A 26,265-nucleotide genomic window follows, 5' to 3' on the forward strand; every position below is an offset into this window, starting at 1 on the left:
GAGAAAAACACGATTTGCTAATCAAATCGTGTTTTTCTTTTTTAACTTTTAGTTTAAACTTTTCCGTGACAGTTTTTGTATTTTTTACCACTGCCACATGGACAGGGGTCGTTGCGTCCTACTTTTGTTCCATCAACGGTTACTGGCTTTTTTTTTGCTTCTTTCACAACTTCACCATCACCAGCTGAACGAGCTGTCGTGCCTTTGGCTACTTGTTCTCTTTGTAAATTTTGCCGAATTTGAGACTTCATTAATAATCTAGTGACATCATAGTCGATAGCAGCTATCATTTCTTCAAACAATCTGAATCCTTCTGTTTGGTACTCAACTAACGGATTCGATTGACCATACGCTACTAAACCAATACCTTGACGCAATTGATCCATTGTATCAATGTGGTCTGTCCATTTGCTATCTACTACGCGTAAGATAACGACTTTTTCAAATTCTAATACTTGCTCTGTTCCGTTCAATTGTTGTTCTTTTTCAGCATAAATTTCTTTCGCTGCATCTAATAAGGTTGTCTGAATTTCAACTGTAGATTTGTTCTCTAAATCAGCTAAACTCAAATCATCTGGATGAACAACTGTAGCATGTGCAAAATCTAAAATACTTTGGAGACTCCATTCTTCTTTAAGTCCTTGTGTGTGCAATTGAACCATACGATTAATGGCACGTTCCATCATGGGAATCGTTACTTTTTTCAAAGATTCTTGTTCCATAATAACTTCTAATCTTTGTTTGTACATAATTTCGCGTTGTTCACGCATGACGTCATCATATTGCAAGACATTTTTACGCGTGTCATAGTTATTTCCTTCAACACGTTTTTGGGCTGATTCAACTTGACGTGAGATCATTTTGCTTTGGATTACTGCATCTTCATCTTGTACTTTCAAACGTTCAAGAACGGCTTGGATTCTTTCTGAGCCAAATCGTCTCATCAGGTCATCTTCTAGAGAAAGATAAAATTGTGTTACACCTGGATCTCCTTGACGTCCTGCACGTCCACGCAACTGGTTGTCAATACGTCTTGACTCATGACGTTCTGTCCCAATGACACAAAGACCGCCAACCTCAATAACTCCTGCGCCTAATTTAATATCTGTTCCACGTCCTGCCATGTTGGTTGCAATTGTGATGGAACCTTTTTGTCCGGCATTTGTTATGATTTCAGCTTCTTTAAAATGATTTTTAGCGTTTAATACTTCATGTTTAATCTTCGCTTGTTTCAACAAACCCGATAATAATTCTGATGTTTCAACAGCAACTGTCCCGACTAAAATAGGTTGCCCAGTAGCATGTCGCTCCTTGATTTCTTCAACAACTGCTTCAAACTTACTAATCAAAGAAGGATACAACAAGTCCGGACGATCATCACGGATCAAAGGTTTATTCGTTGGAATAGCTACCACACTAATATTGTAAATCTCACGGAACTCTTCTTCTTCTGTTTTAGCTGTTCCGGTCATTCCAGCCAATTTTTTGTACATTCTAAAAAAGTTCTGAAACGTGATGTTTGCCATTGTTTTTGATTCATTTTGAATCGTTACGCCTTCTTTTGCTTCAATAGCTTGGTGCAACCCATCTGAGTAGCGGCGTCCTTCCATAATACGTCCAGTAAATTGATCAACAATCATGACTTTGTCATCTTGCACAACATAATCGATATCAAATAACATGATGAAATTAGCACGCAAAGCTTGATCCAAATGATGCGTTAACGCTTGGTTTTCCACATCGTATAAGTTCTCTACACGGAAAGTTTTTTCAGCTTTCTCCATTCCTACTTCAGTAAGAACAACCGTTTTTGATTGGACATCGATTGTGTAGTCTTCTTCTTCTTTCAATCCTTTTACAAAAAAATCTGAACGTGTATAAAGAGTAGTAGATTTTTCAGCTTGTCCTGAGATAATTAAAGGTGTTCTCGCTTCATCAATTAAAATAGAATCCACTTCATCGACAATGGCATAGTTTAATGGTCTTTGTACCATCTGTTCTTTGTAAACAACCATGTTATCTCTTAAATAGTCAAAACCCATTTCATTATTGGTGCTATACATAACATCAGCCAGATAAGCTTCACGTTTTTCTTCAGCTGATTTTGAATTTAAATTTAATCCCACAGTTAAGCCTAACCATTGGTATAATTCTCCCATTTCAACAGCATCCCGGCTAGCCAGATACTCATTGACGGTTACAACATGTGCACCTTCGCCTGTTAAAGCGTTTAGATAAACCGGCATTGTAGCGGTTAAGGTTTTACCTTCCCCTGTTTTCATTTCAGGAATATTTCCACGGTGCAACGTAACCCCCCCCATCAATTGAACATGGTAAGGATACAACCCAAGCACACGCTTTGCGGCTTCACGGACAACTGCAAAAGCCTCAGGTAATAAGTCATCTAATGTTTTACCATTCTGATAACTTTGTTGAAATTCTGGTGTTTTAGCTTTTAACTCTTCGTCAGACAATGCGGAAATCTGATCAGCAAAGGTTTCAATCTGATCTGCCACTTTACTTAAACTCTTAAGTTCTTTTTTATCGTTTTCAACTAAATTACGCAAAAAATTTGCCATTTACTTTTCTCCTCTTTTACTACTTTTTTCTAATTTATTTTTATTTTTGTTTTTTGATCTCATCTTTTTTCTATTCTATTTAATAGGTTTAAACTTTGATTTTAGCTTTTGTCAACATTCTTATTAATTCTATCATTACTTATTCACAAATGAAACCTTTTTATATTCAAAACGCATCTCTCATCGGGACTTATCTGATAAATAAAAAGCCAATTACTATCTATTAAACTTTCTTTATGTAACTTATATTATTTAGCATAAGTAAAAATAAATCTTGCAAGAAACTTAAAAAAGTTTCTTGCAAGATTTATTGGATTATTACAAATTGATTCCACTGTTAGTCTGTTTCGATTAAACCATATTTTCCATCTTTACGAGTATAAACAATGCTGGATCCGTTGGTTTCAGCATCTTCAAAGATAAAGAAGTTGTGACCTAACATATTCATTTGTAAAACAGCTTCTTCACTATCCATTGGTTTAAGTGATAAACGTTTTGTTCTAACGATTTCAATATCATTTTCAAGCTCATCTTCAAGATTTTCGTCTAGTAACTCTCCAGCTGGGACTCGCATATCAAAACCTTTTTCACGTGACTTACGGTTAATCTTGGTTTTGTATTTACGCATTTGTCTTTCTAGTTTATCAACGACTAGATCTACACTTCCATATAAATCAGGTGAGGTTTCTTCCGCACGTAAAACAAGATAAGGAAGCGGGATTGTTACCTCCACTTTCGCAGTTTTATCTGAATACGTTTTTAGGTTAACATGTGCTGTAGATTCAGGCACATCTGTAAAGTAACGTTCAATTTTGCCTACTTTTTTCTCGACATAACTACGAATTGCTGCGGTTACCTCGATATTTTCACCACGGACATTATATTTAAACATAAACACTCTCCCCTTTCATCTGATTGTGTATCAGAATCAGCAACACCAGTCGGACCACTCAACTGGTGGTTTGCTTAATTCAATTATATAGGATAGCGCTTTAATTAACAAACAAAATAATTTATATTTTTCTTTTATCTAGCGATTGAGAACGTTTCAATTGTTGCAACATTTGCTTGTTGTAGTAATTCAGCTGCATGAAACATTGTTCTTCCAGTAGTATAGACGTCATCCATTAAAATAATTTGTTGATTTTTTAGTTGACTACAGAAGTTCTTATCTAGAATAAACGGCTGTTTTGACTCTATCCGTCCTTTTCGATTTTTACTTGATTGTTTTTCTCCTGCTCCTATATGAACCAGAGCTGGCTGAAACTGAACTCCAGCAGATTTCATTAGTTCTTCTACTTGATTAAATCCTCGTAACTTCATACTCGTTTGGCTAATGGGTATTGGGATACACTGTTTATTTTTTTGATTTTTAGTATTAAAATAGTTAGCAATATCTTGATCAAATAATTGTGCTAAACGATAATCGCCTTTGTATTTAAAATTTTCTAGCCATTCTCTTAAAAATAAATTGTATTGAAAAAGAGCGGTATGCTTAAAAATATAATCAGGATATTCTTGTTTCCACTTTATACAATCTGAACACCATTCATTTTGCTTAGACATTATCCGACAACAACCAAGACAAGTAAATTCATCAGCTAATTTCATCAATTTCAAATTACAAGACTGACAACGGTTACCAGACGTTAGCTTTTTGAAAAGCAATACATCTCTTAAAAGTAGTTTTTCCGTTTCTTGTTTACCACAACATAAGCAAGTCAGCATTTCTTAACTAATCCCCTTTCCGTTGCTAAGCGATTCATTTTTTTTATTTGACGCACGGCTCCTTTTAGTGCTCGTGTCTGGCCATAATAGAAAAATAAAACTGCTCCATTTGGAAAATCTTTATGCCTTCCTGCCCGTCCAGCAATTTGGACTAAAACAGATTCAGTAAACGTTCTATCTTCTGCTCCTAAAACGAACACATCAATATTCTTAAATGTCACGCCTCTTTCTAAAATAGTAGTTGTGAGAAGAAAGTCATATTTTTCTTGGCGCATCTGTATAATTTTTTCTTTTCTTTGAGGATCTTCTGCATAAACAGTCGTAAAAAGAGTTTCAGGAAATCGTATTTTTATTTGTACTGCTAGCTTTTGCATTAAGACAATATTTGGCAAAAAAACAAGAAATCTTCTTTTTTGCTTTAACATCTTTTTTAGGTAAGCGAAAAAAACTCCAGTTGCTTTTTGTCGATTGATTTTTTTTTGCCAATCTCCACTCCATATTAATTGCGGTTCAGGCAGGGGATACCCATGATATCTTGCAGGAAGCATGGTTACAGCTAATTTTTTTTGCTGGATAGCACGTTGCATATCTTTACTGGGTGTAGCAGATAGAAAAATAAGCGAACCCTTTTCTTTTTTAGCTTTTTTAGCAGCATACTGCAAAGAACGATCTATATCAAAAGGAAAGGCATCTATCTCATCAATAATCAGTACATCAAAAGCTTGCTTGAATCTCAATAATTGATGAGTTGTAGCAATAACTAATTGAGTATATCGATAAGGTTCATCCGATCCGCCATATAAAATAGCTAGCGGAACACTCTGAAAAGCACTCTTCAAACGCGGGGCTAGTTCTAAACAAACATCTACTCGCGGAGAAGCAATGCACACTCTTTTTTTAGCTTGCAAGGCTAGCTCTATTCCCTTAAAAATCATTTCTGTTTTACCTGCACCAGCTACAGCCCAAATTAACCGTTCTCCACCTAAATGAATAGTCTCTATGATAGCCATTGATGCTTCTTTTTGCTGCTTTGATAGCTCACCCTTCCAAGTTAGTATAGGCGCTGTTAAAGAAGTAAATTGGTTTTGTTCTTTGGCCGTATATAATGTACTGCATCTCTTAATTTTACCCATCTGCAAACAATTAATGCAGTAGTAACAATCTTGTCCACAGGTACAAGGGGCAACCTGTCTTTTCTTACGATCACTTGTCCCGCATCGGCTACATTGAAGTTGACCATTCACTTCTTTAAATCCTTCTACTTGAGTGAGGCCCTCATTTTTCACTAAAGGCTCCGTTAGTTCTTGTATCAAAACTTCCCGTCCGCTTATTTCCAGCATAAATGCTATGCCCCTTTCTACCTACAAAATAAACGTACGCAAAAAAAAAACAAAGCCGCCTTATCTGCTTTGTTTTTTTATCAAAACTGTTTCTATTTTAGTTTGGTCTTCTACCCAAGTCATCCCTAATGCTCCCTCACCTAAATGTGTTCCGATGACAGGACCAAAATAACTCGTTTCAAATCTCACTGTTGGATAATTCTCTTTCAACTGTTTTCCCCAGATTGCTGCTTGTTCTTCTGCATTGCATTGAATGATCGTTGCCACAATTGGATAGCCGACTGATAAATCTTCTGTCAAAAGTTGTTCAATTCGCTTCAACGCTTTTTTTGTTGTTCTAATTTTTTCAAATACGACAATTTGCTTATTCTCAAAAAACAAGATCGGTTTAATTTTTAGCAATGAACCAATTAGTGCTGAACCATTAGAAAGTCTTCCACCTCGTACTAAATGGTTTAAATCATCTACTAAAAAATAAGCTTTCATTGTTTTACGCATATTAGAAAACACTTGGAAAATTTCTTCTACAGTACAGCCGTTTTCAGCTAATCGTGCAGCTTCTAAAGCGTAATAGCCTTGCGCAGCACAACTTAGTTCGGAATCAAAAGGATAGATTGCGATATTCCCCATCATGGTAGCTACACTAACGACATTATCATAGGTCCCGCTAATTCCGCTTGACAAGTGAATACTTATAATGGCATCGTAGTCTTTTGCGAGCTCATCAAACAACGTAATGATTTGCCCAGTTGTCGGTTGGGAACTGGTTGGCAAAGCCTCCATGCTATTTATTTTTTTAAAAAATTCTTCATTCCCAATATCTACTTCTTCTACGTATGCAGTATTGTCTACTACGACTGAAAGTGGTAATTTATAAATTGAATGTTGTTCATACTGTTTTTCAGTCAGATAAGACGTACTATCTGTAACTATTGCAATTTTCAATTTCACACCACTCGCCTTTTTCATTTTTATCTCTTTTGATTTATCTCTTCTATACAATTACAGAGTATAACACAATCTAAGTGGTCTGAAGAATAAAAAGTAAAATTTAAGTGATCGTTCACAATGACTAGTTTTCATAACCATTCGTTGTCTTATACTGAATCATACACAACTGTTAACTCTTGTTGATTCCTATTACTCACGGTAAACTAAAATGGAATAAGGGATAAATCTAATTCGCTAGTCGTTATAAAAAGTAGTAAAATGAATTATTTAAAAAAGGAGACACTACCATGATTAAACACTATTACACTATCGCAAGAGACGGCGTCGTTGAAACTGAAGTAAAAAAATCTCGCTTTATCTGCCACCTGAAAAGAGTGTCTAGCGAAGCTGAAGCACAAGAATACATACAAATGATAAAAAAAGAACACTGGAAAGCCACCCATAACTGTGTAGCCTATTTAATTGGAGACTATAATGACGTTCAACGTGCTTATGATGATGGAGAGCCTAGTGGAACAGCTGGGGTACCCATGCTTGAAGTCTTAAAAAAACAAGAGGTTAAATATATTCTCGCCGTGGTTACACGTTATTTTGGCGGAACTAAATTAGGAGCTGGTGGACTTATTCGTGCTTACGGAAAGTCAGTCAGCCTGGCTTTAGAAGAAATTGGTATTGTTTCAAGAAATCTACAAGTTCAAATTTCTGTGACAGTTAGTTACTCTGCTTCTGGAAAATTAGAAAACAACCTTAAAGAATCACCCTATACCCTTGTAGATATTCTCTATACACATCAAGTTACATTTATTTGTTCAGTCGATGAAGAAAAAGTAGATGACTTTAAAAAAGAATTGACCAATTGGTTGAACGGACAAGTCGAATTTGAAGAAGGAAAGATGAGTTACCAAGAATCAAAACGGTTAAACCGAAGCAATCCTTAAGAAAATCATATATTTTTAAAGAAACTGTTAGAATTCTTTTTGTTGTGATAAAATGAATAAGAACTTTTTTTAACAACTTACTCTAGAGATTATAGGAGAATTATTTTGAAAAATAAAAAAAACACACACTTGAGTACAAGTCGTTCTAATAGAAAAAAAAAATCTAAGCTTGTTTTTTGGCTTTTGTTGCCGCTTATGTTGCTCATCTTAGCAGCTGCTGTCTATTCTGCTAAATTATATGCAACGGCTCAAAAAGCTGTTGATTCATCTTATCATACTCTGCAACGGGAAAATGACATAAAAGTTAATCCGTTAGACGAGACCACTTCTATTCTATTGATGGGCATTGATGATACTGAGAGCCGAAATTTAGGTAGTGCTAGAACCGATTCTTTAATCTATATGACCATTGACCCAAATAAACACGTCGTCAATATGGTCAGTATCCCTCGCGATACTTACACAGATATTATCTACCAAGAACAAACCTACGAAAAAGATAAAATTAATGCTGCATATTCTAAAGGGGAAGAACAAGCTACCATAGAATCAGTAGAAAATCTTCTAGACGTTCCGATTCATTATTATATGACATTTAACTTTGATGCTTTCCTAGAAATCATTGATGCCTTAGATGGGATTGAAGTAGATGTTCCGATTACTTTCTCTGAACAAAATGCTGAAGGAACACTAGATAAAATCCATCTTGAAAAAGGATTGCAAACACTTAATGGTGAAGAAGCTCTAGCGTTGGCAAGAACCAGAAAGATCGACAACGATGTTAAACGTGGTGAAAGACAGCAATTACTCATCCAAGCTATTACTGATAAAGCTTTAAAAGTTGGTTCCATCACAAAATATTCTGATGCTATTACGTCTGTAGGTAAAAACATGCGTACTGATATTCGTTTTAATGATATGCTTGGTATTGCTCAGACAGGACTTGATGGAAAATATAAATTTGAGAACTATGTCTTCGATTGGACCGATTTCACTTCGAACGGTGCAAGTATGGTAGAACTTTATCCTGATAGTTTAGATTTTATTAGCCATCGCTTACGAGTATCCTTAGGTTTAGATTCTGTTGATAACCGGGACGAACTAGACTACACTTTCCAAACAAATGGCTTATCAAATTATTCCGGCAGCAACTAATCCTGCAAAAAACACCAAACTCTCTTTTTATAGGAGAATTCGGTGTTTTTTTATTCTTTTTTATTGAGATTCTTTGCAAATTTCCTCATTCTATTTAGGAATGGTTTACTGTCTTTTCCAACCAATCCAATAGACTCCACAAACAACTCCAAACCAAATAGTGAACCGATTGTTAAGAAAACAGATCCCCATAGAGTTGATACTGGATATATCAGGGCGATGACCGAAAAGATAGCTGCTAAGCAGTAGATGGCCAAAACGGTTTGACGATGTGTTAAGCCTAATCCCATCAATTGGTGATGCAGATGCATCTTATCTGCACTCGAAATAGGTTTCTTGTTTAGATATCGCCTGATTATAGCATAGACAGTATCTGTGATAGGAATTCCTAAAATAACAATAGGAATAATCAACGTAATCAGCGTTGCATTTTTCAATCCTTGTAAAGACATTACGGCAATCATAAATCCTATAAATAATGCACCTGTATCTCCAAGAAAGATTCGTGCGGGATAAAAATTATAGGGTAAAAATCCAGCTAAAGCGCCTACTAAGACGAAAATCATAATAGATACGACGGCATTTTCGACCGTTAAGAAAAAATAACCAATAATCCCCATTGTTGTTAAAGCAATCATAGACACACCCGTTGCAAGACCATCTAATCCATCAATCAAATTAACCGCATTTGTAATCGCTAGAATCCAGAGAATCGTAACCGGTAAACTAAAAATCCCCATCGACCATGATCCAATAAAAGGTAACGTTATGATATCTATTTTGATATCAGCAACAAAATAAATAATCAATGCGGCCAAAGTAATGCCGATTATTTTCATTTTTGGAGTTATTTCTATCAAATCATCCATTATACCTGTCGCTAATACCACTGTGGCCCCTAAAAAAGTTGGCATAACTTGCCAAAAGGGTATCGGTAGTATAAAGAACAGAGCAAAGAAGAAAGATAGATAAACAGCTAGTCCGCCTAAAGTTGGGACTTCTTTTAGATTTATTCTTCTTTCACCTGGTTCATCAACTGCTCTGATTTTTAATGCGAACTTCCTGACAAAAGGTGTTAATATCAAAGAAAAAATGGCAGTCGCTACACAAGTAACGATAACGATAAACATATCATACATACAAAAAAACCTACCTTTAATTCCTATTTAGATTTAATTATACAAAGTTAATCTAGATAATACAATTGCATTATAACAGTTAATCCACTACACTAATAGAAAACATTATAGATATAGGAGAAAAATCATGCGCTCAGAGCAATCAAAAGAACAAAAGAAAAAGAAAAAAATTTATACTATCTTAATTATCTTAGCCATTCTTATTTTAGCCGGTTCCGTTTATGTAACGTATCTTTTTCTTTCAGCCAATGACTTTTTAAATTCCATCCAAGGAAATGATTTACCTGAAACGTCTATGAATGCCGATGAAAATATTGTTTTAACCAACAAAGATCCCTTCTCTGTTTTACTTCTTGGTGTTGATAAACGTCCAGGCGACACAGGCCGTGCTGATTCTATCATGGTTGCTACCATTAACCCAGAAACTGAAGATGTTCGTTTGCTTTCTATCCCACGCGATACACGTGTCACTTTACCAAGTGGTAAAATTGACAAAATCAATGCTAGTTATGCTTATGGCGGGATTCCATTGACTGTTGAAACAGTTGAGAACCTCTTACAAATCCCTATCCATTATTATGCTCAAATTAATATGCAAGGACTTGTTGTTTTAGTTAATGCTTTAGGAGGTATCACAATTGATTCACCTCTAGAGTTTGATGTTCAAGATATCAACGATACTGAAGGAGAAATTCATATCGATAAAGGCATCCAGAAACTAGACGGTGATCAAGCTTTAGGCTATGCAAGAATGCGCTACGATGATCCAGCAGGCGATTGGGGAAGACAAGAACGCCAACGTGAAGTTGTGACCGAGATTATTGACGAAACGATTTCGATTAAAAGTCTGACAAACTTTAGTAAAATTTTTAAAGCTGTTGGACCGAATGTGAAGACAAACTTTAATAGTCGTGATTTATGGGCTATTGCAACGAATTACACCAATGCTGCAAGTAACATCGAAACCTTGCAACTGGAAGGTGAGGAAGCCTATGAATACTTTCCTTCCTACGGACAAGATGTATTTGTTTGGAAGCCAGATGAAACTAAACTCTTTCAGTTAAAACAAGAACTTAGAGAACACTTAAATTTAAATCAGAACAATCAAAATGATTCGTCTGATTTAGATTCTAGTTCAGATAACTTGATTTCTAGTTCAGATTATCTTCCTTAATTATCTCGTTTAATAATAAGAAAGCCGATCAACAATTTCTGTTGACCGGCTTTTTTTACTTTTAAATGGATTATTGGTTTTTTTCAAGGTAAAATTCAAACCGTTCGCCAGAATATTGTGTTCTAACATACTCAAATGGCGTACCTTCTGTTGAATAACTAATTTGTTTTAACCTTAAAATAGCATCTCCACGTTTGATATCTAAATAATCGGCAATTTTCTCTGAAGCTTGCATAGCTGAAATAGTTTGTTCAGCATGTCCTACATGCACTCCCTTTTCACTCTCTAGTGCTTTATAAAGTGAGCGAGTAATCTCTATCTTGCTTAGATTACCAATCAAATCATATGGAATGGTTGCTACTTCAAAACAAATAGGAACCTCATCCGCATAGCGAATCCTCTCCATACGTAAAACGGGTGTTTCTTCAGGTAGCGTTAGTTTCTCGGCTTCACTTAAGCTAGCTGGCTTAACATGGTATGAAATGGTTTTACTCGTTGGCGTTTTGCCTTGCGATAACATAATATCTGTGAAACTAGCGACTCCAACCATCAATTCTTGAACTTTTTTACTAGATACATACGTTCCAGAACCTACTTTTCGTTCTAAAATCCCTTCATCCACCAATGTTTGAACTGCCTGTCTTAATGTCATCCGACTAACGTTAAATTGAAGAGCAAGATCTCTTTCAGAAGGAATCCGTTCGCCAATTTTCCAGACACCTTCTTCAATATCCTTGCGCAATTGATTGTGAATTTGAATGTAGATTGGTGTTTCCTTCCCCATCCTCTTCCCCCTATTTGTTAAATTAATTTTGCTGCTGCTTCATCCATGATGACTACTACGTTTGGATGTTGTTGCAAAACGCTTCCCGGCACATCAGTCGTAATAGGTCCTTCAAGTGTTTTTTTAATGGCTTCTGCTTTTTCTTCACCAAATACCATCAAAATAATTTCCTTAGCAGATAGAATACTTTTAATTCCCATTGAGTAAGCATAACGCGGTACTTCTTCTGCTTTTTCAAAATTACGTTTGTTAGATGCAATTGTTGATTCAGTTAAAGATACTTTACGAGTTGTTGAATCAAATGACGTTCCCGGTTCATTAAACCCAATATGACCATTTGTTCCGATTCCTAAAATTTGAATATCAATAGGGTGCTCATCAATAATTTTGTCGTAACGAGCTGGTTCAGTTTCTTCGTCTGCTAAGCCATCAGGAATAAAGGTCTCTTTAAATGGTTTTTTTGAAAAAAGTTGTTCTTGCATGAAATAATGGTAGCTTTGATCGTTATCTGCAGATAAACCGAAGTATTCATCTAAATTAATGGCTGTCATATGACCGAAATCTAGGTCGCTTTCAGTCATTTCTTTGTATAATGCTATTGGTGTACTGCCCGTCGCTAAACCTAAAACTTTCGTTTCTTGTCGCATGCCTTCTTTAATTAATTCAAATGCTTTCTTTCCACCTTCAATATTATCTTTCACAATGATTTTTTCCATGTATCTAACCGCCTTATTTTAATTATTAAACCCATTCACCGAAACTAATGGTTTCTTCAAGATCTAAATCTTGATTGAAAAGAACCATATCAGCATCTTTACCTATCTCAAGCGTACCTTTTTTAGTTAATCCAAATTCTTTTGCTTGGTTAACAGAACTCATTTTAACCGCATCTGCAATACCACAACCAGTGAAGGCCATCATGTTCTTAAATGCATCTTGGAATTCCAAAACACTACCAGCTAGCGTTCCGTCTGCTAGACGAGCCTGTTTGTCTTCAACAAAAACTTTTTGACCACCTAATTCGCTTTCACCATCAGGCATGCCTTTAGCGCGCATAGAATCAGTAATCAACTCAATATGATCTGGTCCGAGAATTTGGTAAGCTACATTAACCATGTCAGGTACAATATGGTATCCATCAACAATCATTTCAGAATACAATTTTGCTAAAAAGGCATGACCCGTAACTCCTGGTTCGCGGTGATGCAGTCCTCTTTGAGCGTTATATAAATGAGTGACATGCGAAGCTTTAGAATCCATTAACTGTGCGCGAGTAGCATTGCTGTGGCCCACTGATAACACGATATTGTTAGCCACACAATATTTTTCAAATGCTGTTGCATCACTTGTTTCTGGTGCATACGTAACTAAACGAATCATACCGCCGCTCAAGTCATTCCATTTGCGCATCACTTTTGCATCTGGCGTTTCAATATATTTTTCTGGTTGTGCACCTTTAAATACCACTGATACAAACGGTCCTTCAAGATGGATACCTTGAATAACAGGATTTTTTTTAGCAGCATTTCTAATGGCTACAATAGCATTTTCAATGTTCTCATATGATTGAGTCATCGTTGTAGCAAAATAAGAGGTAACCCCTTCTTTTTGCATTTTATGAACCATTTGATTGATTTCTTCTGAGTTCCCATCCATACTATCCCAGCTATAACCACCATGGCTATGCACATCAATGAAACCAGGAACAATTATTTTACCTGCTGCGTCGATGATGGTATCTTCTTCTTTTTCTTTAAAGTTTGTCATTTCACCAATGGATAAGATTGCTTTATCAAAGCGTATGAACCCAGATTCAATTTTTTCTTTACCAGTATAAATAGTTGCATTTATCAATACAGATGTTTTCATTAAATCCTCTCCTTTGTCATTCCCTTATCATTATAAATGGTATAGACCATATGTCAATACTCTTTATTTACTCGAAAAAAAATTAGCTGTCTCAGCATGTCTATTGCCTATGGTTATATCGTATTGCAACAAATCGTACTCTTCAAGAAGCTGCTGGGTTTCTGAAGATAATTCTTCACGCTCCAATTTAGATTCTTGTTCTCCTGTTTCAATATACATTCCTTTTTCAAAAGCAGGTAAATTGGCTTCGAGTGTCATTAGAAAAGCATAATAAGGCGAAACTGGACTATTCGCTAACTCTAATACATGATTCATAAAGTAGATAGGACTGATCGTTCCTAAAGACTCTTGTTTTTCTTTTTCAGATGAAAATATCAGCAACGGTGTTTGGTGCATCGCTACTTTTCCATTAACTGTTACAACTTCTTCACCATAAAAGCTTGGAAGATGGTCTCCCCAAAAGACAACGATGCTTTTCTCTTCTTGTGTTGTTAGTTCTTCTAAAAATTGATTTAATGCTTTATCACTATAAGATAAGCCTTGGAAATAATTGGCTGCTTCAAGATCATCTGCTGTCCCCTCAGCAGTAAATGTTGTTTCCGGATAGAAATCCGTGTAGGGCATATGATTTTGCATCGTAACTAAATGAACAAAGTCGGTTTCATCAGTTTCTTCCAGTTTTAAAAGCACTTCTTGATAGGCGGAATGATCAGAAATATAAGGACTCTCTTCAAGTGTATCGGCGTATGTCATTGTCTTCTCATCTAGAAAAGTGTCAAATCCTAACTCCTGATAGACTTGTTTACGCTTATACATCGACGTATTGTAAGGATGAATCGCTGTAGCAGAGTATCCTGCATCTTTAAAGTAAGAAACAGCCGATGGGAAATGATTCATCAGAGAAGGTATTTGTGTGTAAGGAGTGCTCAAATTAGATGCAAAAGGCTCCATAGATAAACCAGTCAAAGCCTCAAATTCAATATTAGCTGTACCACCACCATATCCTTCAGATAATATTTCCCCACTTTTATTTTTTTCCATTCGTTGTCTAAGAATCGGCATAGGATCTTTAGACACTTTTACGTCTATTAACTTTGTTGGATCTGAAAAACTTTCACTCATCACATAGATAACATTCGTATCTTTTAATGATTTTGACCGTGTTTCATTAATTTTTTTTGCCTTCTCTTCATACTTCAATAGCAATTGATTCATTTTTTCTGTTGAATATTTCTCCGGCTTTTCCATTGGAGTAACGTTTAAATTGTATAAAAACCCCCCTACAAAGCCATTATTGTAATAATTCATTTCCTGACTATATGGAATCCAATAAGCATGGTCATTATAAGCTGCTTTGACCAGATTTCCAGGACTGTTAAAAGCATAAATATAAATTAAAGATAGACTAGACAAAACGAATAAACCTATTCTTAACCCTCTGACTTCTTTTTGATGTTGAGATTTTTTTTCCTTCTTACCTTTACGGGCTCGTTTTATAAGCCAGAATATACTTACCGAGATAGCTATTAAAAGAATTAAAACTATCAGAAAAATTGTATTACTCATCATTTTTACTAAAAAAGGCAAATTTGTAATCATTGAGAAATCAGAAGGATACATTGGCTCTTCACGTAAAAGCATTTTTTGTTGAGTTGAAATTCCTAATATAATTGAAATCAAAATTATTAAAAATGCTCCAATGTATCGATTTCCAATTAAAGAAGTGAACCAAATGTAAAGCATCATCAAGACCCCTATGCCCAAAATAAATAGTTCTATGTGCCACTCAGTCATGAACAACCAAGCTACTTCAAAGTTGAACTGGTTTTGAAAAAATTGCAATAAAAAATTAGAGGCAACTGCTACTACTAATCCGCTGACTAATGTTTTACTTAATTCTTTCACTACTTGTTTGAATGAATTGGAATGCAAAGAAAAACGCTTTGTTTGTTTCCGTTGCCCGCGAGAAACTTTTTTCATTTTTTCCAACCTCCTTTTTTCGTGAAACTGTTATTTCCCATTACTTATTTTCTCTGTTAGTTTGATCGGTTTCTTTCAAAATATATAATGGCCGCTTTTTAGTCTCTAAATACGTTTTACCTACATACTTGCCTACTATTCCTAGACAGAATAATTGAAGGCCGCCAATAGCCAAAGTGATGGTAACGAGTGATGGCCATCCTGCTGTCGGATCTCCAAAAATTAACGCTCGTATGACAATAAACACTAAAAATAAAATAGAGACAAAAAAAGATAAGAGCCCTATAAGTGAAGCAAATGTTAGAGGCACATCAGAAAAATTAATTACTGCATCCAACGAGTAATTAAATAAACTCCAAAAAGACCAAGAGGTTTCTCCAGCTATACGCTCTTTATTTTTGTAAGGCAGATAATAAGTATCAAAACCGACCCAGCTAAAGATTCCTTTTGAAAACCGGTTAACTTCACTAACTGAGAGAACTGCTTTAACCATTCTTCTTGTCATCAATCGATAATCTCTGGCCCCATCTACGAATTCAGTATCTGAAATATGATTCATTAATTTATAAAATTGTTTTGCAAAAAAAGAACGAACAGGTGGCTCGCCATTTCGCGTAACCCGCCTCGTTCCTACACAATCATACGTTTTCTTTCTCAATAAAGACAACATTTCAGGTAACAACTCTGGTGGATCTTGTAAATCTGCATCCATGACTGCAATATACTCACCTGTTGCATGTTGTAGTCCAGCATACAAGGCCGCTTCTTTACCAAAATTTCTAGAAAACGACAAATAACGTATTCGTTCTTCATCATTTTTAGCTAATTCTTTTATGACTGCTAATGTTTGATCTTTAGAACCATCATCAATAAAAATATATTCTATGTCTGCTTGCTCAAGCTTTTTCCGAATGCTCTCTAATTCTTCATAAAAAAAGGGTAAGGCCGCTTCTTCATTAAAACAAGGAACAACTATTGAAATCCGTTCTATCATCACGACGTTCCCCCTATCTATCCGAAAAAAAGATAGTGTTTATTTCCAAAAGTCATCAAAAGGTGTAATAGGTAAATGACGTTTGTGTTGCGTTTTAAGATACCAACTTTCTATTTGTTTTGCAGCCTTGTCGTCAATCGTTTTCCCTTCAAGGTAATCATCAATTTCTTCATACGTAACGCCTAAGGCTACTTCATCTGGTAAACCTGGGTTGTTTTCTTCTAAATCAGCAGTTGGAACTTTAATATACAAGTGTTCTGGTGCACCTAGTTCTTTCAACAAGGCTCTTCCTTGTCTTTTATTCAAACGGACTAGCGGATTAATATCTGTCCCACCGTCACCAAATTTAGTAAAAAACCCTGTTACTGCTTCAGCTGCATGATCTGTTCCTATCACTGCTCCTTGATACATACCCGCAACAGCATATTGGGCAATCATCCGTTGCCGAGCTTTAACATTACCTTTTACAAAATCACTTATCGAGATATCTGTTTCTTCTAGAGCCTGAACCATGGCATCAACGCTTGATTTAATATTGACTCGTACGCTCTCATCTGCACCCATAAAGGCTATGGCATCAATAGCATCTTTTTCATCTGCTTGTTCCCCATAAGGCAAGCGAACGGCAATAAAACGATAAGCTGCGTCGCCGGTTTCTTCACGCAATTCTGTCATCGCCATTTGACTTAATTTTCCACCAAGTGTTGAGTCTTGTCCACCACTAATCCCCAATACCAATGCCTTTAAAAAAGGATACTTAAGCATGTAGGCTTTTAAAAAATCAACACTTCGTCTAATTTCAAGTACGGCATCAATTTCAGGAGCAACATAAAGTTCTTTAATGATTTTATTTTGCAAGTTTTGCATTGTTTTTCACTCTCATTTCGAAGTATTTTTTATTATTTCAGTATATCATAGTTCAATCTTCAGCTCTATTTTTTCAAATGATAAAGACAAAAAAAAGTCCCTTAAAAAAGGACTTTTTTGTCTGTGTTAGCTTTGACGAACTTATTCAGCGATATGTTTTCGAATCGCTGCAATTGAATTCATTTTATGATCATAGGCTGTTTGCGATAAATCGACCGGATACGGTTCTGGATTCAAATTACGCTTATATTCTTCCCATAATGAATTTAAACTTGATACTGCATATTCTTTAATCATCCCAAGTGTTGGTAGAGAATAAATTAATGCACCATTCACAAAAACATCCACCAATAAAGGGCGGGCAGTAAAATTAGTGACCATTTTATTGATATACGTATGAACTGGATGGAACATAAATAACTCTTTGGCTTGATCTGGTTTTTCTTCCCAAAGAGTAATATAATCTCCCTCAGATTTCCCGTCATCATTACTCGTAATCCGCCATACTTGTTTTTTACCAGGCGTAGAAACTTTCTCAACGTTACTTGAAATTTTCATGGTATCCACCATTTTACCATTCTCATCTTCAATAGAAACTAACTTATAAACAGCTCCTAGTGCGGGTTGATCATAAGCCGTAATCAGTTTCGTACCTACTCCCCAAACATCAATCTTAGCACCTTGCATTTTTAAATTTAGAATTGTTTTTCCATCTAAATCATTAGATGCATAAATTTTTGCTTCTGTAAATCCTGCATCATCTAATTGTTGGCGAACTTTTTTAGAGATGTAAGCCATATCGCCACTATCTAAACGAATACCTAAGAAATTAATTTTATCGCCCATTTCTTTCGCTACTTTTATTGCATTTGGAACACCAGATTTTAAGGTATCGTAGGTATCCACTAAAAAGACACAATCTTTATGGGTCGTGGCATATGCTTTAAAAGCTTTATAATCGTCTCGATAGACTTGAATAAGCGAATGAGCGTGTGTGCCACTTGCCGGAATATCAAATATTTTAGCAGCCCGAACATTACTAGTGGCATCACAACCACCTATATATGCAGCTCTGGTTCCCCAAATAGCAGCATCCATTTCTTGCGCTCTCCTTGAACCAAATTCCAGTACTAATTCATTCCCTACTACAGACTTAAGCTGTGAAGCTTTTGTCGCAATCAAAGTTTGGTAATTAACAACATTTAAAATGGCCGTCTCAACAAATTGACAATCCAGTAATGGTCCTTCTACTTGAATAATTGGCTCATTAGCAAAAACAACTTCTCCTTCAACCATTGACCGAATTGTCCCTCTAAACTTGAATTTTGTTAAATACGTTAAGAACCCTTCGGGATAGTGACCGACTTCTCTTAAATATTGGATATCTGAATCTGAAAAAGTTAAGTTTTGAATATACGTTACTACCCGTTCTAGACCTGCAAAAACGGCATATCCGCTTTCAAAAGGGTTGCTTCTGAAGTAGCATTCGAATATCGCGTTCTTGTCTGCTTTCCCCTGTTCCCAATATGTTTGCATCATATTGATTTGATACAAATCAGTATGTAATGCTAAACTATCATCTGGATAGATTTTGTTCATCCTATTCGCTCCTGACTTACTAATTTACATTGCTTTTTTCATCTCTTATCATACCACAAATGATAAAAAACAGTTTTCATGGTACTATTTATCGTCAAATTTAATGTATTTCAAAAGGTACATGGCATTATATATAAAAATAGAGTGATTAAATAATTGGGTAAAAGGAACATTTTCATTGTAACTCAGTTGATTATCGCGTAAGTTTGACTTAAAGAACACTTTAAATAAATGAAATTAGGAGGAAAGACTATGTTGAAGATCGGAATTATTACCGGAAGCACTCGCCCTAATCGTAAGAGTCTTAAAATCGCTAAGGAACTTAAAGAATGGGCAGACAAGCGTGAAGATGCTGAATATGAAATAGTCGATATTGCTGCTTATCATCTTCCGATGTATAACGAACCTATTGCTGCCCTTTACAGTCAGGATTATCAGACTCCCGAAGCCATCCCTTGGGCAGAAAAAATTGCTTCCCTTGATGCCTTTATTTTTGTTGTTCCAGAATACAATCATGGTCTGCCGTCGGCATTAAAAAATGCGATTGATTACCTTTGCCATGAATACGGCAATAAAGTTGCCGGAACCGTTACTTATGGTTCTCAAGGAGGCCTCCGTGCTGGAGAAGTTTTACGTCTCGTCTTAGGTGGATTACACGTCGCAGTCATCAGTACGAGTTTATCGTTGTCAATCTTGACCGATTTCGATTCTGAGGAAAATTTCACACCTACAGAGATACATGAAGGGATCTTTAACAAATTGTTGGATCGTTTACTCGCATGGGGCGAACCGTTAAAGGTCTTACGTGAGAACAAACGGACACATAAATAAAAAAGGACTACTTTAGTATGAAAAAGATGCAGTCAGTTTACTAGCAGAAGGCGTTTCTATCCTTGACGAAAAAACTCAAGAAAAACGTCTTATTGAAGAGATAAAGGCTGGCACAACCGTTGCCGTTTTCTTAGTACCAGAACCCATCACAACTCGCTCTTTACCACAGCAAATTCTAGGACATAGCATTGTAACTATTTTAATTGCTGAGTGATAATAAAGAAAGAAGCGTTGATTCTATTAAAGGAATCAACGCTTCTTTCTCAAGTTTTTTTGTAATCCTCAAAACGATTTTTCTATTAGTAATTGTCTTTTATTCGTTTTTTAATTTTTGATATTAAAATGTTTATAATTAGAAATACTAGTAGTAAAAAAGATCCTGAAACAGTTATCCATTTTACAAATGTTGCTATCGGCGTTATCGTTTGGATTATTCCAGACTCTAAAGGATACCTTGCCATTACTATTGTTGCTCCGATATTCTCCAAAAGATCAAAAAGCGCCGCCATTATCGGAAGGAGCACTAGGTATCTCATCCAGTTATTACCTGAAGTATACTCCAATAATTTGATAGTCCATGTGACTAAAAATAGCGTATAAACAACTGGCCAAATCAAATCAAAAGTCCACCTTAATAGAATATACGTTTCTCTACCCGCTTCCCCATAACTTGCAGCTAGATCATACAACTGCGATCCTGAGTAAATGAGTGATTGATCTGGCGATTCAGATTGTCCTATTGCCTCACTTGAATAACTAGATACTTGCGGAAGGACGAAAATTAAAAATAAAAGGAATAGTACTGATGCCCCTATAACCCATTTCCATTGGATTTTTGTTTTCATCACACTTTTCCTCCTCTTTGATTTTTTGGATATACTTTTTGTTAAGCACTCTAAATATGATTTTATTTGTATTTCATTTAACTCTTGCACCTTTATTTTAAAGATTCCATTTAAACTAACTATAATTAATTTTAGTTTTTAAATAGCTAGACTATTTTGAGTACAAAAATCCAAACATTTTAATTTATGTTCCCTTCATACTGTGTTATTAGTATAACATGCAGGGAGATAATTATAGAAATCGTATACATTATCCTGCTTATAGCAATAGTCGATAACATCACTTTATTTGTGATCATCCAGCTTAAAAAAAAAAATCTAAACAAAGGAACATTAGGTAAGGAAAAAGTAACACAGGCTCAAATTCCATTGGATAATTTGATTCTTTGGGACTTTTGGCAGGCTATTTTGCTTAAAACTGTTATAGCAATGAATGATGAACAGAAAAGGATTTACTCTGTAAAAAACTAAATTACTGCTTTAACTTATTTATTTCTTCGCTTTTAAGCGATAACTATACTAAGATAGACTCTCCAAAAAGTAACAAGATTAAAGATCAAAATGATGGTGAACCTTCAAAACCCGATATGCTAATATCAAAAAAGTTCATTTTAAATCCAATAGTCTTTGTGGTCTATTGCATATTGTTTGAAGCTAATAGGCTCTCTTCCTATAATTTTTTCTAAATCATGTGTTACATCTTTTGCTGTTCCAAGTTTTGTCATAAGATATAAAAGCATCATGACAGTCGCAAATCCTTTAGGAGTACCTCTTCTTATTCTATCCTTTCTAAACCCTAAAAGAGTTGGATTTTTATAGGTTATCTCTCTGTTAAGTACGTCAGACAAAATTTTTGATACCTCATAATAGTCAATTGCTTTTTTCCCAGTTAAAGTTAGAGCGGTATTCGTATAGGTTTCATCGACTAAACTAATAGCTGCTGCTCTTGCGATATCTCTTGTATCTATAAAACTTGTTTTGGAACTCCCAGCCGGTATATATAACTCGTTCCTTTCTTGTATCTCTTCTCTATGATTGGTATTCAAGTTTTGCATAAAAAAACTTGGTCTCAAAAATACGTAAGGGATATTTAATTTTTTTATCATGTCCTCAATCTTTTTATGAGGTACAATCGGATTTTTTTCAACGCCTAGAAGCGATACAAATACGATTTTTTCTATCCCCATTTTTTTAGCAGCTTCTAAAAAAGGAAGCATGTCTCTTTGAGGTTTCGCAAGCTTAGGAGGCCGAACTAAAAAAATAGCGCTAACTCCTTCTAACGCTTCTTTAAACGTCTTCATGTCCAAAAAGTCAAACTCCACTAACTCTGTATTTTCTTTTTCTTTGAATAGTTTATCCCCTTTTTCTCTATCATGAACGGCTATCTTTACGCTTTTTTTGAAACTGATTAACTCATCTACTACATATCTACCAATATTTCCACTTGCACCAGTTACTAAATACTTATCCATTTTTTTCACCTCATATTTTCTATTATTTTACCTAGTGTATTTTTAAAGATTTCAATTTCTTCATCAGTTAACCCATTTGTTGCATCAGATATTACCTCATTACTTACCCTTTCTAACCTTGGAAGTTTTGCTTTAGTCTCTTTTGTAAGTTTTAATATAGACGATCTTTTATCATTAGGATTTGATCGTTTTTCTAAATATTTTTTATCTATCAGCCTATTTATTATTCCAGATATCGTCGGTTTATCCATATCTAGTCTTTCTGCTATTTCAACTGCTGTAACTTCTAACTTCCCATCATCTGTAAAGGAATTCATTTCAATATCTTTTATCACTGCAAATTGAGACACTGTTATTTCTTCTTTTTCAAGTTCTTTATTCAATTTATTTCTTAAAAGTTTTGAACAATAATTTATCATGAAACCACTATTCATTTTATCACCTTATTTCCAATTTTTAATATAGTTAGCACACTAACTATATTATCGCTAATTGTTTTGTAAAGCAATTAAAACTTATCTCATTGAGAATAGTACTTCCAATATAAAGTAAATAAGTTTCTGCTGATACTTTAGAAATTACACAAGTTCGTCAAATTTTAGTTCTCTTAATGTTCAATCTACTAAATACCTCTGTATAAAACGGCTATTTTCTCTTCTGATCATTAACATTAAAAATGAAGTGAATTTGATTATTCCTATAACCAAAAGCATCAAAAAGAGACCTTCCATAAGTTCATTGAACTTATGGAAGGTCTCTTCTTAAAAATTATTTCTTACATCATGCCGCCCATTCCTGGATCCATTCCACCAGCTGGTGCAGCTGGTGTTGGTTGGTTTGCTACAACAGCTTCTGTTGTTAACAATAGAGCTGCAATGCTTGCTGCATTTTGTAAGGCTGAACGGGTAACTTTAGTTGGGTCAACAATCCCAGCTTCAATCATGTTTACCCATTCATTTGTTGCTGCATTAAATCCAATACCAATTTCAACTTGTTTCATTTTCTCAACAACTACAGCGCCTTCTAGACCTGCATTTGTAACGATTTGACGAATGGGTTCTTCCAGAGCGCGCAACACGATTTTCACACCGGTAGCGACGTCTCCTTCTTCTGCAATCTCAGCAACTTTGCTCTGGACATTAATAAAGGCTGTTCCTCCGCCTGATACGATTCCCTCTTCTACTGCTGCACGAGCTGCATTTAACGCATCTTCAATTCTAAGTTTACGCTCTCTTAATTCCGTTTCTGTAGCGGCTCCGACTTTGATAACGGCTACTCCACCTGAAAGTTTAGCTAAACGTTCTTGTAATTTTTCACGGTCAAAATCTGACGTTGTTTCAGTAGCTTGGGCTTTCAATAAAGATACACGTTGCATAATGTTCTCTGAAGAACCCGCTCCTTCAATAACTGTTGTTGAATCTTTAGTAATTACAATTTTCGCTGCATGCCCTAATTCACTAATGCTTGTATCTTTCAATTCTAATCCTAAATCTTCCGTAATAACCGTCCCACCTGTTAAAATAGCAATATCTTCTAGCATCGCTTTACGGCGATCGCCAAATCCTGGAGCTTTTACAGCTACAACATTGAATGTACCACGTAATTTATTTAAGACTAATGTTGGCAATGCTTCGCCATCAACATCGTCTGCAACAATTAATAGCGGACGTCCTTGTTGCAAGATTTGTTCTAACAAAGGCAAGACATCTTGAATATTCGAGATTTTTTTATCGGTAATTAAGATGTAAGGATTTTCTAGAACAGCTTCCATTTTATCATTATCTGTAACCATATATTGCGACAAGTAACCACGGTCAAATTGCATACCTTCTACCACGTCTAATTCGGTTTCAATACCTTTCGACTCTTCAATAGTAATTACGCCATCATTGCCTACTTTTTCCATTGCATCTGCAACAAGTTGTCCAACTTCATTATCCCCAGATGAAATAGCTGCAATCTGTGCAATAGATTCCTTGGTTTCAACTTTTTTAGAAATAGCCATCAATTCTTCCACAGCTACTTTAGTTGCTATTTCAATCCCACGGCGAATGCCCACAGGGTTAGCTCCAGCGGTAACATTTTTCATTCCTTCACGAACAATAGATTGCGTTAACACGGTAGCAGTTGTTGTTCCATCACCAGCAATATCATTTGTTTTTGAAGCCACTTCCACGACTAATTTAGCACCCATATTTTCAAAATGATCTTCTAATTCAATTTCTTTAGCGATGGTTACTCCATCATTTGTAATTAGCGGTGAACCATAAGCTTTTTCAAGTACCACATTTCTTCCTTTGGGTCCTAATGTAACTTTGACAGTATCTGCTAAAATATCTACGCCACGTAACATTGCTGCACGAGCATCTTCTGAAAATTTAATATCTTTTGCCATTTTCACTTCACCTCATTCGTTTAGTTGTGTTGCTTTATTTTAATTTATAGTAGTTTTTTAGATAGAACCTCATGAAACATACCCTTTACGAAATCATTTAAAGCATGACTCTTCAAGACGGACAAGTTAAAGAAAAAAAGCAATCAACTTGTCCAATGTTAAGTCTAAACGGACAAGTCTAGAGTTATTTAATCGTGACTTGTCCATTCTTATTTTTTTTAGACAACTCGAATGAGAAATACACTATTCTTGTCCATTTTTGTATAACATAAGATCAGCTAATCCAAAATTTTTATTGCTTGAATAGTAAAGCATCGTTCGTTCATTTTTTTTACTCAACAATTGCAATGATGTCTCGTTCACTTAATACAAGATATTCTTTTCCTTCATATTTAACTTCCACACCAGCATATTTTTCAAATAAAACGTTATCTCCCACTTTTACCGACAAATCGATTTTCGATCCGTTTTCTAGTGTGCGTCCTTCACCTACTGCAATAATTGAGCCTGTTTGAGGTTTTTCTTGCGCTGAACCCGGCAAAACAATCCCGCTGACAGTCTTTTCTTCTTCTTTAGCGACTTCAATAATGACACGCTCTCCTAATGGTTTTAACACGTAAATCCCTCCATTTTCTCTTATCCGTTTTCCTGTTTAGCACTCTTCTCGGATGAGTGCTAAACCACTCTTTTATAATAATCAACTTCACTCTTAATTGCAAGCCTTTTAACTCTTCCAGAACTGAAATTTGTTTGTTTTTTGTTGAGACACCTCATTTTCCAGATGTAAAATCATGCAATAATCTAAACATTTCGCTACATCTTATGTTATACTGACAAATGAAACTTGTTTGTAGATTAGAATAGTTTGATAACTTTCCAATAAAACAAACAGATAACAAGGATTCAAATAAAGAAGTCTTTTGCTTCTGAAAAAAAGAAGGTCTAACGGCACAAATGAAAAAACTAATCAAACAAACGCCTATTTCTATGATTTTAACTTATATTATTGCTCAATTTTTACCCGTTTTAATTTTAGCTTTAGCTCCTCAAGACTATCAAACAGAAGCTTTGATTTTTGGAACTATTTTTTCTTTTACTGCAGGTACACTAGTTATGTTGTTATTGAACCGAAAGTCAACGATTAAAAATAGTTTGACCTTAAGTTCTCCTACACCCAAGAAACAAGTTATCATGTGGGGATTAATTGGAACCCTGATGGCTTTTGCCGCTCAGTTTATCGCAACTCTCATTGAGTCACAGTTGCTCGGACTACAGATGGAATCAGTTAATACACAAAATATTTTATTAACTATCAGTAAATACCCTTATTATCTGATTATCGTAGCTATAATGGCACCTATCATGGAAGAATTCGTCTTTAGAAAAGTTGTTTTCGGTTTTTTTTATGACTTAACTGGCGTAGTAGGCGCAGCGGTTATCAGCTCGTTGTTATTTGCTTTTATCCACGCTGACAGTCACATTCTGCTCTATTCTTCAATGGGATTTGTATTTTCTTATCTTTATGTGAAAACAAAAAATATTGCTACACCCATGATTGCCCATGTTTTAATGAACACAAGCGTCGTTTTACTCAATTTAATCTATTAACAAGCAAGGTTAGTAGA

General features: G+C 35.3%; 23 protein-coding genes. 5 read left to right on the forward strand and 18 right to left on the reverse strand.

Going from position 1 to position 26,265, the window contains the following annotated elements; all coding sequences use genetic code 11:
• Positions 1 to 53: 53 nt before the first annotated feature.
• The 5 genes from secA to BR44_RS05955 form a co-directional block, all read right to left on the reverse strand.
• On the reverse strand, positions 54 to 2,579 hold the full coding sequence (gene secA, locus BR44_RS05935; protein WP_034551227.1) for a preprotein translocase subunit SecA: 2,526 nt from the start codon (positions 2,577 to 2,579) through the stop codon (positions 54 to 56).
• 337 nt (positions 2,580 to 2,916) lie between these two features.
• Positions 2,917 to 3,471 (reverse strand): ribosome hibernation-promoting factor, HPF/YfiA family, encoded by a 555-nt coding sequence (gene hpf, locus BR44_RS05940; RefSeq protein WP_034551229.1) that lies wholly within the window; start codon positions 3,469 to 3,471, stop codon positions 2,917 to 2,919.
• A 134-nt stretch (positions 3,472 to 3,605) separates the two neighbouring features.
• The gene (locus BR44_RS05945; protein ID WP_245592929.1) at positions 3,606 to 4,307 is read right to left on the reverse strand and encodes a ComF family protein; all 702 of its coding nucleotides are present in this window, start codon (positions 4,305 to 4,307) and stop codon (positions 3,606 to 3,608) included.
• On the reverse strand, positions 4,301 to 5,647 hold the full coding sequence (locus BR44_RS05950; RefSeq protein WP_034551232.1) for an ATP-dependent helicase ComFA: 1,347 nt from the start codon (positions 5,645 to 5,647) through the stop codon (positions 4,301 to 4,303). The genes BR44_RS05945 and BR44_RS05950 overlap by 7 nt, the downstream gene beginning before the upstream one ends.
• A gap of 60 nt (positions 5,648 to 5,707) precedes the next feature.
• Positions 5,708 to 6,592, reverse strand: a complete 885-nt coding sequence (locus tag BR44_RS05955; protein ID WP_051912720.1) for a DegV family protein — start codon at positions 6,590 to 6,592, stop codon at positions 5,708 to 5,710.
• A gap of 293 nt (positions 6,593 to 6,885) precedes the next feature.
• On the opposite strand from BR44_RS05955, the gene BR44_RS05960 reads away from it, so the two are divergent.
• Positions 6,886 to 7,536: a YigZ family protein gene (locus BR44_RS05960; RefSeq protein ID WP_034551235.1), complete on the forward strand. Its 651-nt coding sequence runs from the start codon at positions 6,886 to 6,888 to the stop codon at positions 7,534 to 7,536.
• A gap of 105 nt (positions 7,537 to 7,641) precedes the next feature.
• On the forward strand, positions 7,642 to 8,691 hold the full coding sequence (locus BR44_RS05965) for an LCP family protein (protein WP_034551237.1): 1,050 nt from the start codon (positions 7,642 to 7,644) through the stop codon (positions 8,689 to 8,691).
• A gap of 50 nt (positions 8,692 to 8,741) precedes the next feature.
• Here the strand turns inward: BR44_RS05965 and BR44_RS05970 are convergent, their stop codons facing one another.
• Entirely contained in the window at positions 8,742 to 9,821 is a 1,080-nt protein-coding gene (locus BR44_RS05970) for a glycosyltransferase family 4 protein (RefSeq protein WP_034553020.1), read from the reverse strand.
• 136 nt (positions 9,822 to 9,957) lie between these two features.
• Here BR44_RS05970 and BR44_RS05975 point away from each other — a divergent pair, with 136 nt between their 5' ends.
• Positions 9,958 to 11,004 carry an LCP family protein gene (locus tag BR44_RS05975; RefSeq protein WP_051912564.1) on the forward strand — a complete coding sequence of 349 codons (1,047 nt, stop codon included), beginning with the start codon at positions 9,958 to 9,960 and terminating at the stop codon, positions 11,002 to 11,004.
• A 70-nt stretch (positions 11,005 to 11,074) separates the two neighbouring features.
• On the opposite strand, the gene BR44_RS05980 is transcribed toward BR44_RS05975, so the two are convergent.
• From BR44_RS05980 to BR44_RS06010, 7 genes are all read right to left on the reverse strand, one after another.
• A complete protein-coding gene (locus BR44_RS05980) occupies positions 11,075 to 11,788 on the reverse strand; it encodes a GntR family transcriptional regulator (protein WP_034551240.1) in 714 nt (237 codons plus the stop codon).
• Positions 11,789 to 11,805: 17 nt separating this feature from the next.
• Positions 11,806 to 12,504 carry a glucosamine-6-phosphate deaminase gene (locus BR44_RS05985; protein WP_034551243.1) on the reverse strand — a complete coding sequence of 233 codons (699 nt, stop codon included), beginning with the start codon at positions 12,502 to 12,504 and terminating at the stop codon, positions 11,806 to 11,808.
• 25 nt (positions 12,505 to 12,529) lie between these two features.
• Positions 12,530 to 13,657 carry an N-acetylglucosamine-6-phosphate deacetylase gene (gene nagA / locus BR44_RS05990; RefSeq protein ID WP_034551245.1) on the reverse strand — a complete coding sequence of 376 codons (1,128 nt, stop codon included), beginning with the start codon at positions 13,655 to 13,657 and terminating at the stop codon, positions 12,530 to 12,532.
• 63 nt (positions 13,658 to 13,720) lie between these two features.
• Positions 13,721 to 15,637 carry an LTA synthase family protein gene (locus tag BR44_RS05995; protein WP_034551248.1) on the reverse strand — a complete coding sequence of 639 codons (1,917 nt, stop codon included), beginning with the start codon at positions 15,635 to 15,637 and terminating at the stop codon, positions 13,721 to 13,723.
• A gap of 40 nt (positions 15,638 to 15,677) precedes the next feature.
• On the reverse strand, positions 15,678 to 16,631 hold the full coding sequence (locus BR44_RS06000; RefSeq protein WP_034551251.1) for a glycosyltransferase family 2 protein: 954 nt from the start codon (positions 16,629 to 16,631) through the stop codon (positions 15,678 to 15,680).
• A 39-nt stretch (positions 16,632 to 16,670) separates the two neighbouring features.
• Positions 16,671 to 17,498 (reverse strand): ammonia-dependent NAD(+) synthetase, encoded by an 828-nt coding sequence (gene nadE, locus BR44_RS06005; RefSeq protein WP_034551253.1) that lies wholly within the window; start codon positions 17,496 to 17,498, stop codon positions 16,671 to 16,673.
• Positions 17,499 to 17,639: 141 nt separating this feature from the next.
• Entirely contained in the window at positions 17,640 to 19,097 is a 1,458-nt protein-coding gene (locus BR44_RS06010; RefSeq protein WP_034551255.1) for a nicotinate phosphoribosyltransferase, read from the reverse strand.
• A gap of 252 nt (positions 19,098 to 19,349) precedes the next feature.
• Here BR44_RS06010 and BR44_RS06015 point away from each other — a divergent pair, with 252 nt between their 5' ends.
• Positions 19,350 to 19,928, forward strand: coding sequence for an NADPH-dependent FMN reductase (locus BR44_RS06015; RefSeq protein WP_034551256.1), 579 nt, complete (start codon positions 19,350 to 19,352; stop codon positions 19,926 to 19,928).
• A 299-nt stretch (positions 19,929 to 20,227) separates the two neighbouring features.
• Here BR44_RS06015 and BR44_RS06020 read toward each other — a convergent pair whose 3' ends face one another.
• The 5 genes from BR44_RS06020 to groES form a co-directional block, all read right to left on the reverse strand.
• Complete coding sequence (locus BR44_RS06020; protein WP_034551257.1) at positions 20,228 to 20,773, reverse strand: hypothetical protein; 546 nt, start codon at positions 20,771 to 20,773, stop codon at positions 20,228 to 20,230.
• A gap of 611 nt (positions 20,774 to 21,384) precedes the next feature.
• Complete coding sequence (locus tag BR44_RS06030) at positions 21,385 to 22,245, reverse strand: SDR family oxidoreductase (RefSeq protein WP_034551260.1); 861 nt, start codon at positions 22,243 to 22,245, stop codon at positions 21,385 to 21,387.
• A 5-nt stretch (positions 22,246 to 22,250) separates the two neighbouring features.
• Positions 22,251 to 22,628 carry a MarR family winged helix-turn-helix transcriptional regulator gene (locus tag BR44_RS06035; protein ID WP_169740195.1) on the reverse strand — a complete coding sequence of 126 codons (378 nt, stop codon included), beginning with the start codon at positions 22,626 to 22,628 and terminating at the stop codon, positions 22,251 to 22,253.
• A 392-nt stretch (positions 22,629 to 23,020) separates the two neighbouring features.
• The gene (gene groL / locus BR44_RS06040; RefSeq protein WP_034551261.1) at positions 23,021 to 24,640 is read right to left on the reverse strand and encodes a chaperonin GroEL; all 1,620 of its coding nucleotides are present in this window, start codon (positions 24,638 to 24,640) and stop codon (positions 23,021 to 23,023) included.
• Positions 24,641 to 24,971: 331 nt separating this feature from the next.
• Positions 24,972 to 25,256: a co-chaperone GroES gene (gene groES / locus BR44_RS06045; RefSeq protein ID WP_034551262.1), complete on the reverse strand. Its 285-nt coding sequence runs from the start codon at positions 25,254 to 25,256 to the stop codon at positions 24,972 to 24,974.
• A gap of 338 nt (positions 25,257 to 25,594) precedes the next feature.
• Here groES and BR44_RS06050 point away from each other — a divergent pair, with 338 nt between their 5' ends.
• Positions 25,595 to 26,248, forward strand: coding sequence for a CPBP family intramembrane glutamic endopeptidase (locus BR44_RS06050; protein WP_034551263.1), 654 nt, complete (start codon positions 25,595 to 25,597; stop codon positions 26,246 to 26,248).
• Positions 26,249 to 26,265: the final 17 nt, after the last annotated feature.

This window comes from Carnobacterium funditum DSM 5970, assembly GCF_000744185.1.
Classification (GTDB): Bacteria; Bacillota; Bacilli; order Lactobacillales; family Carnobacteriaceae; genus Carnobacterium_A; species Carnobacterium_A funditum.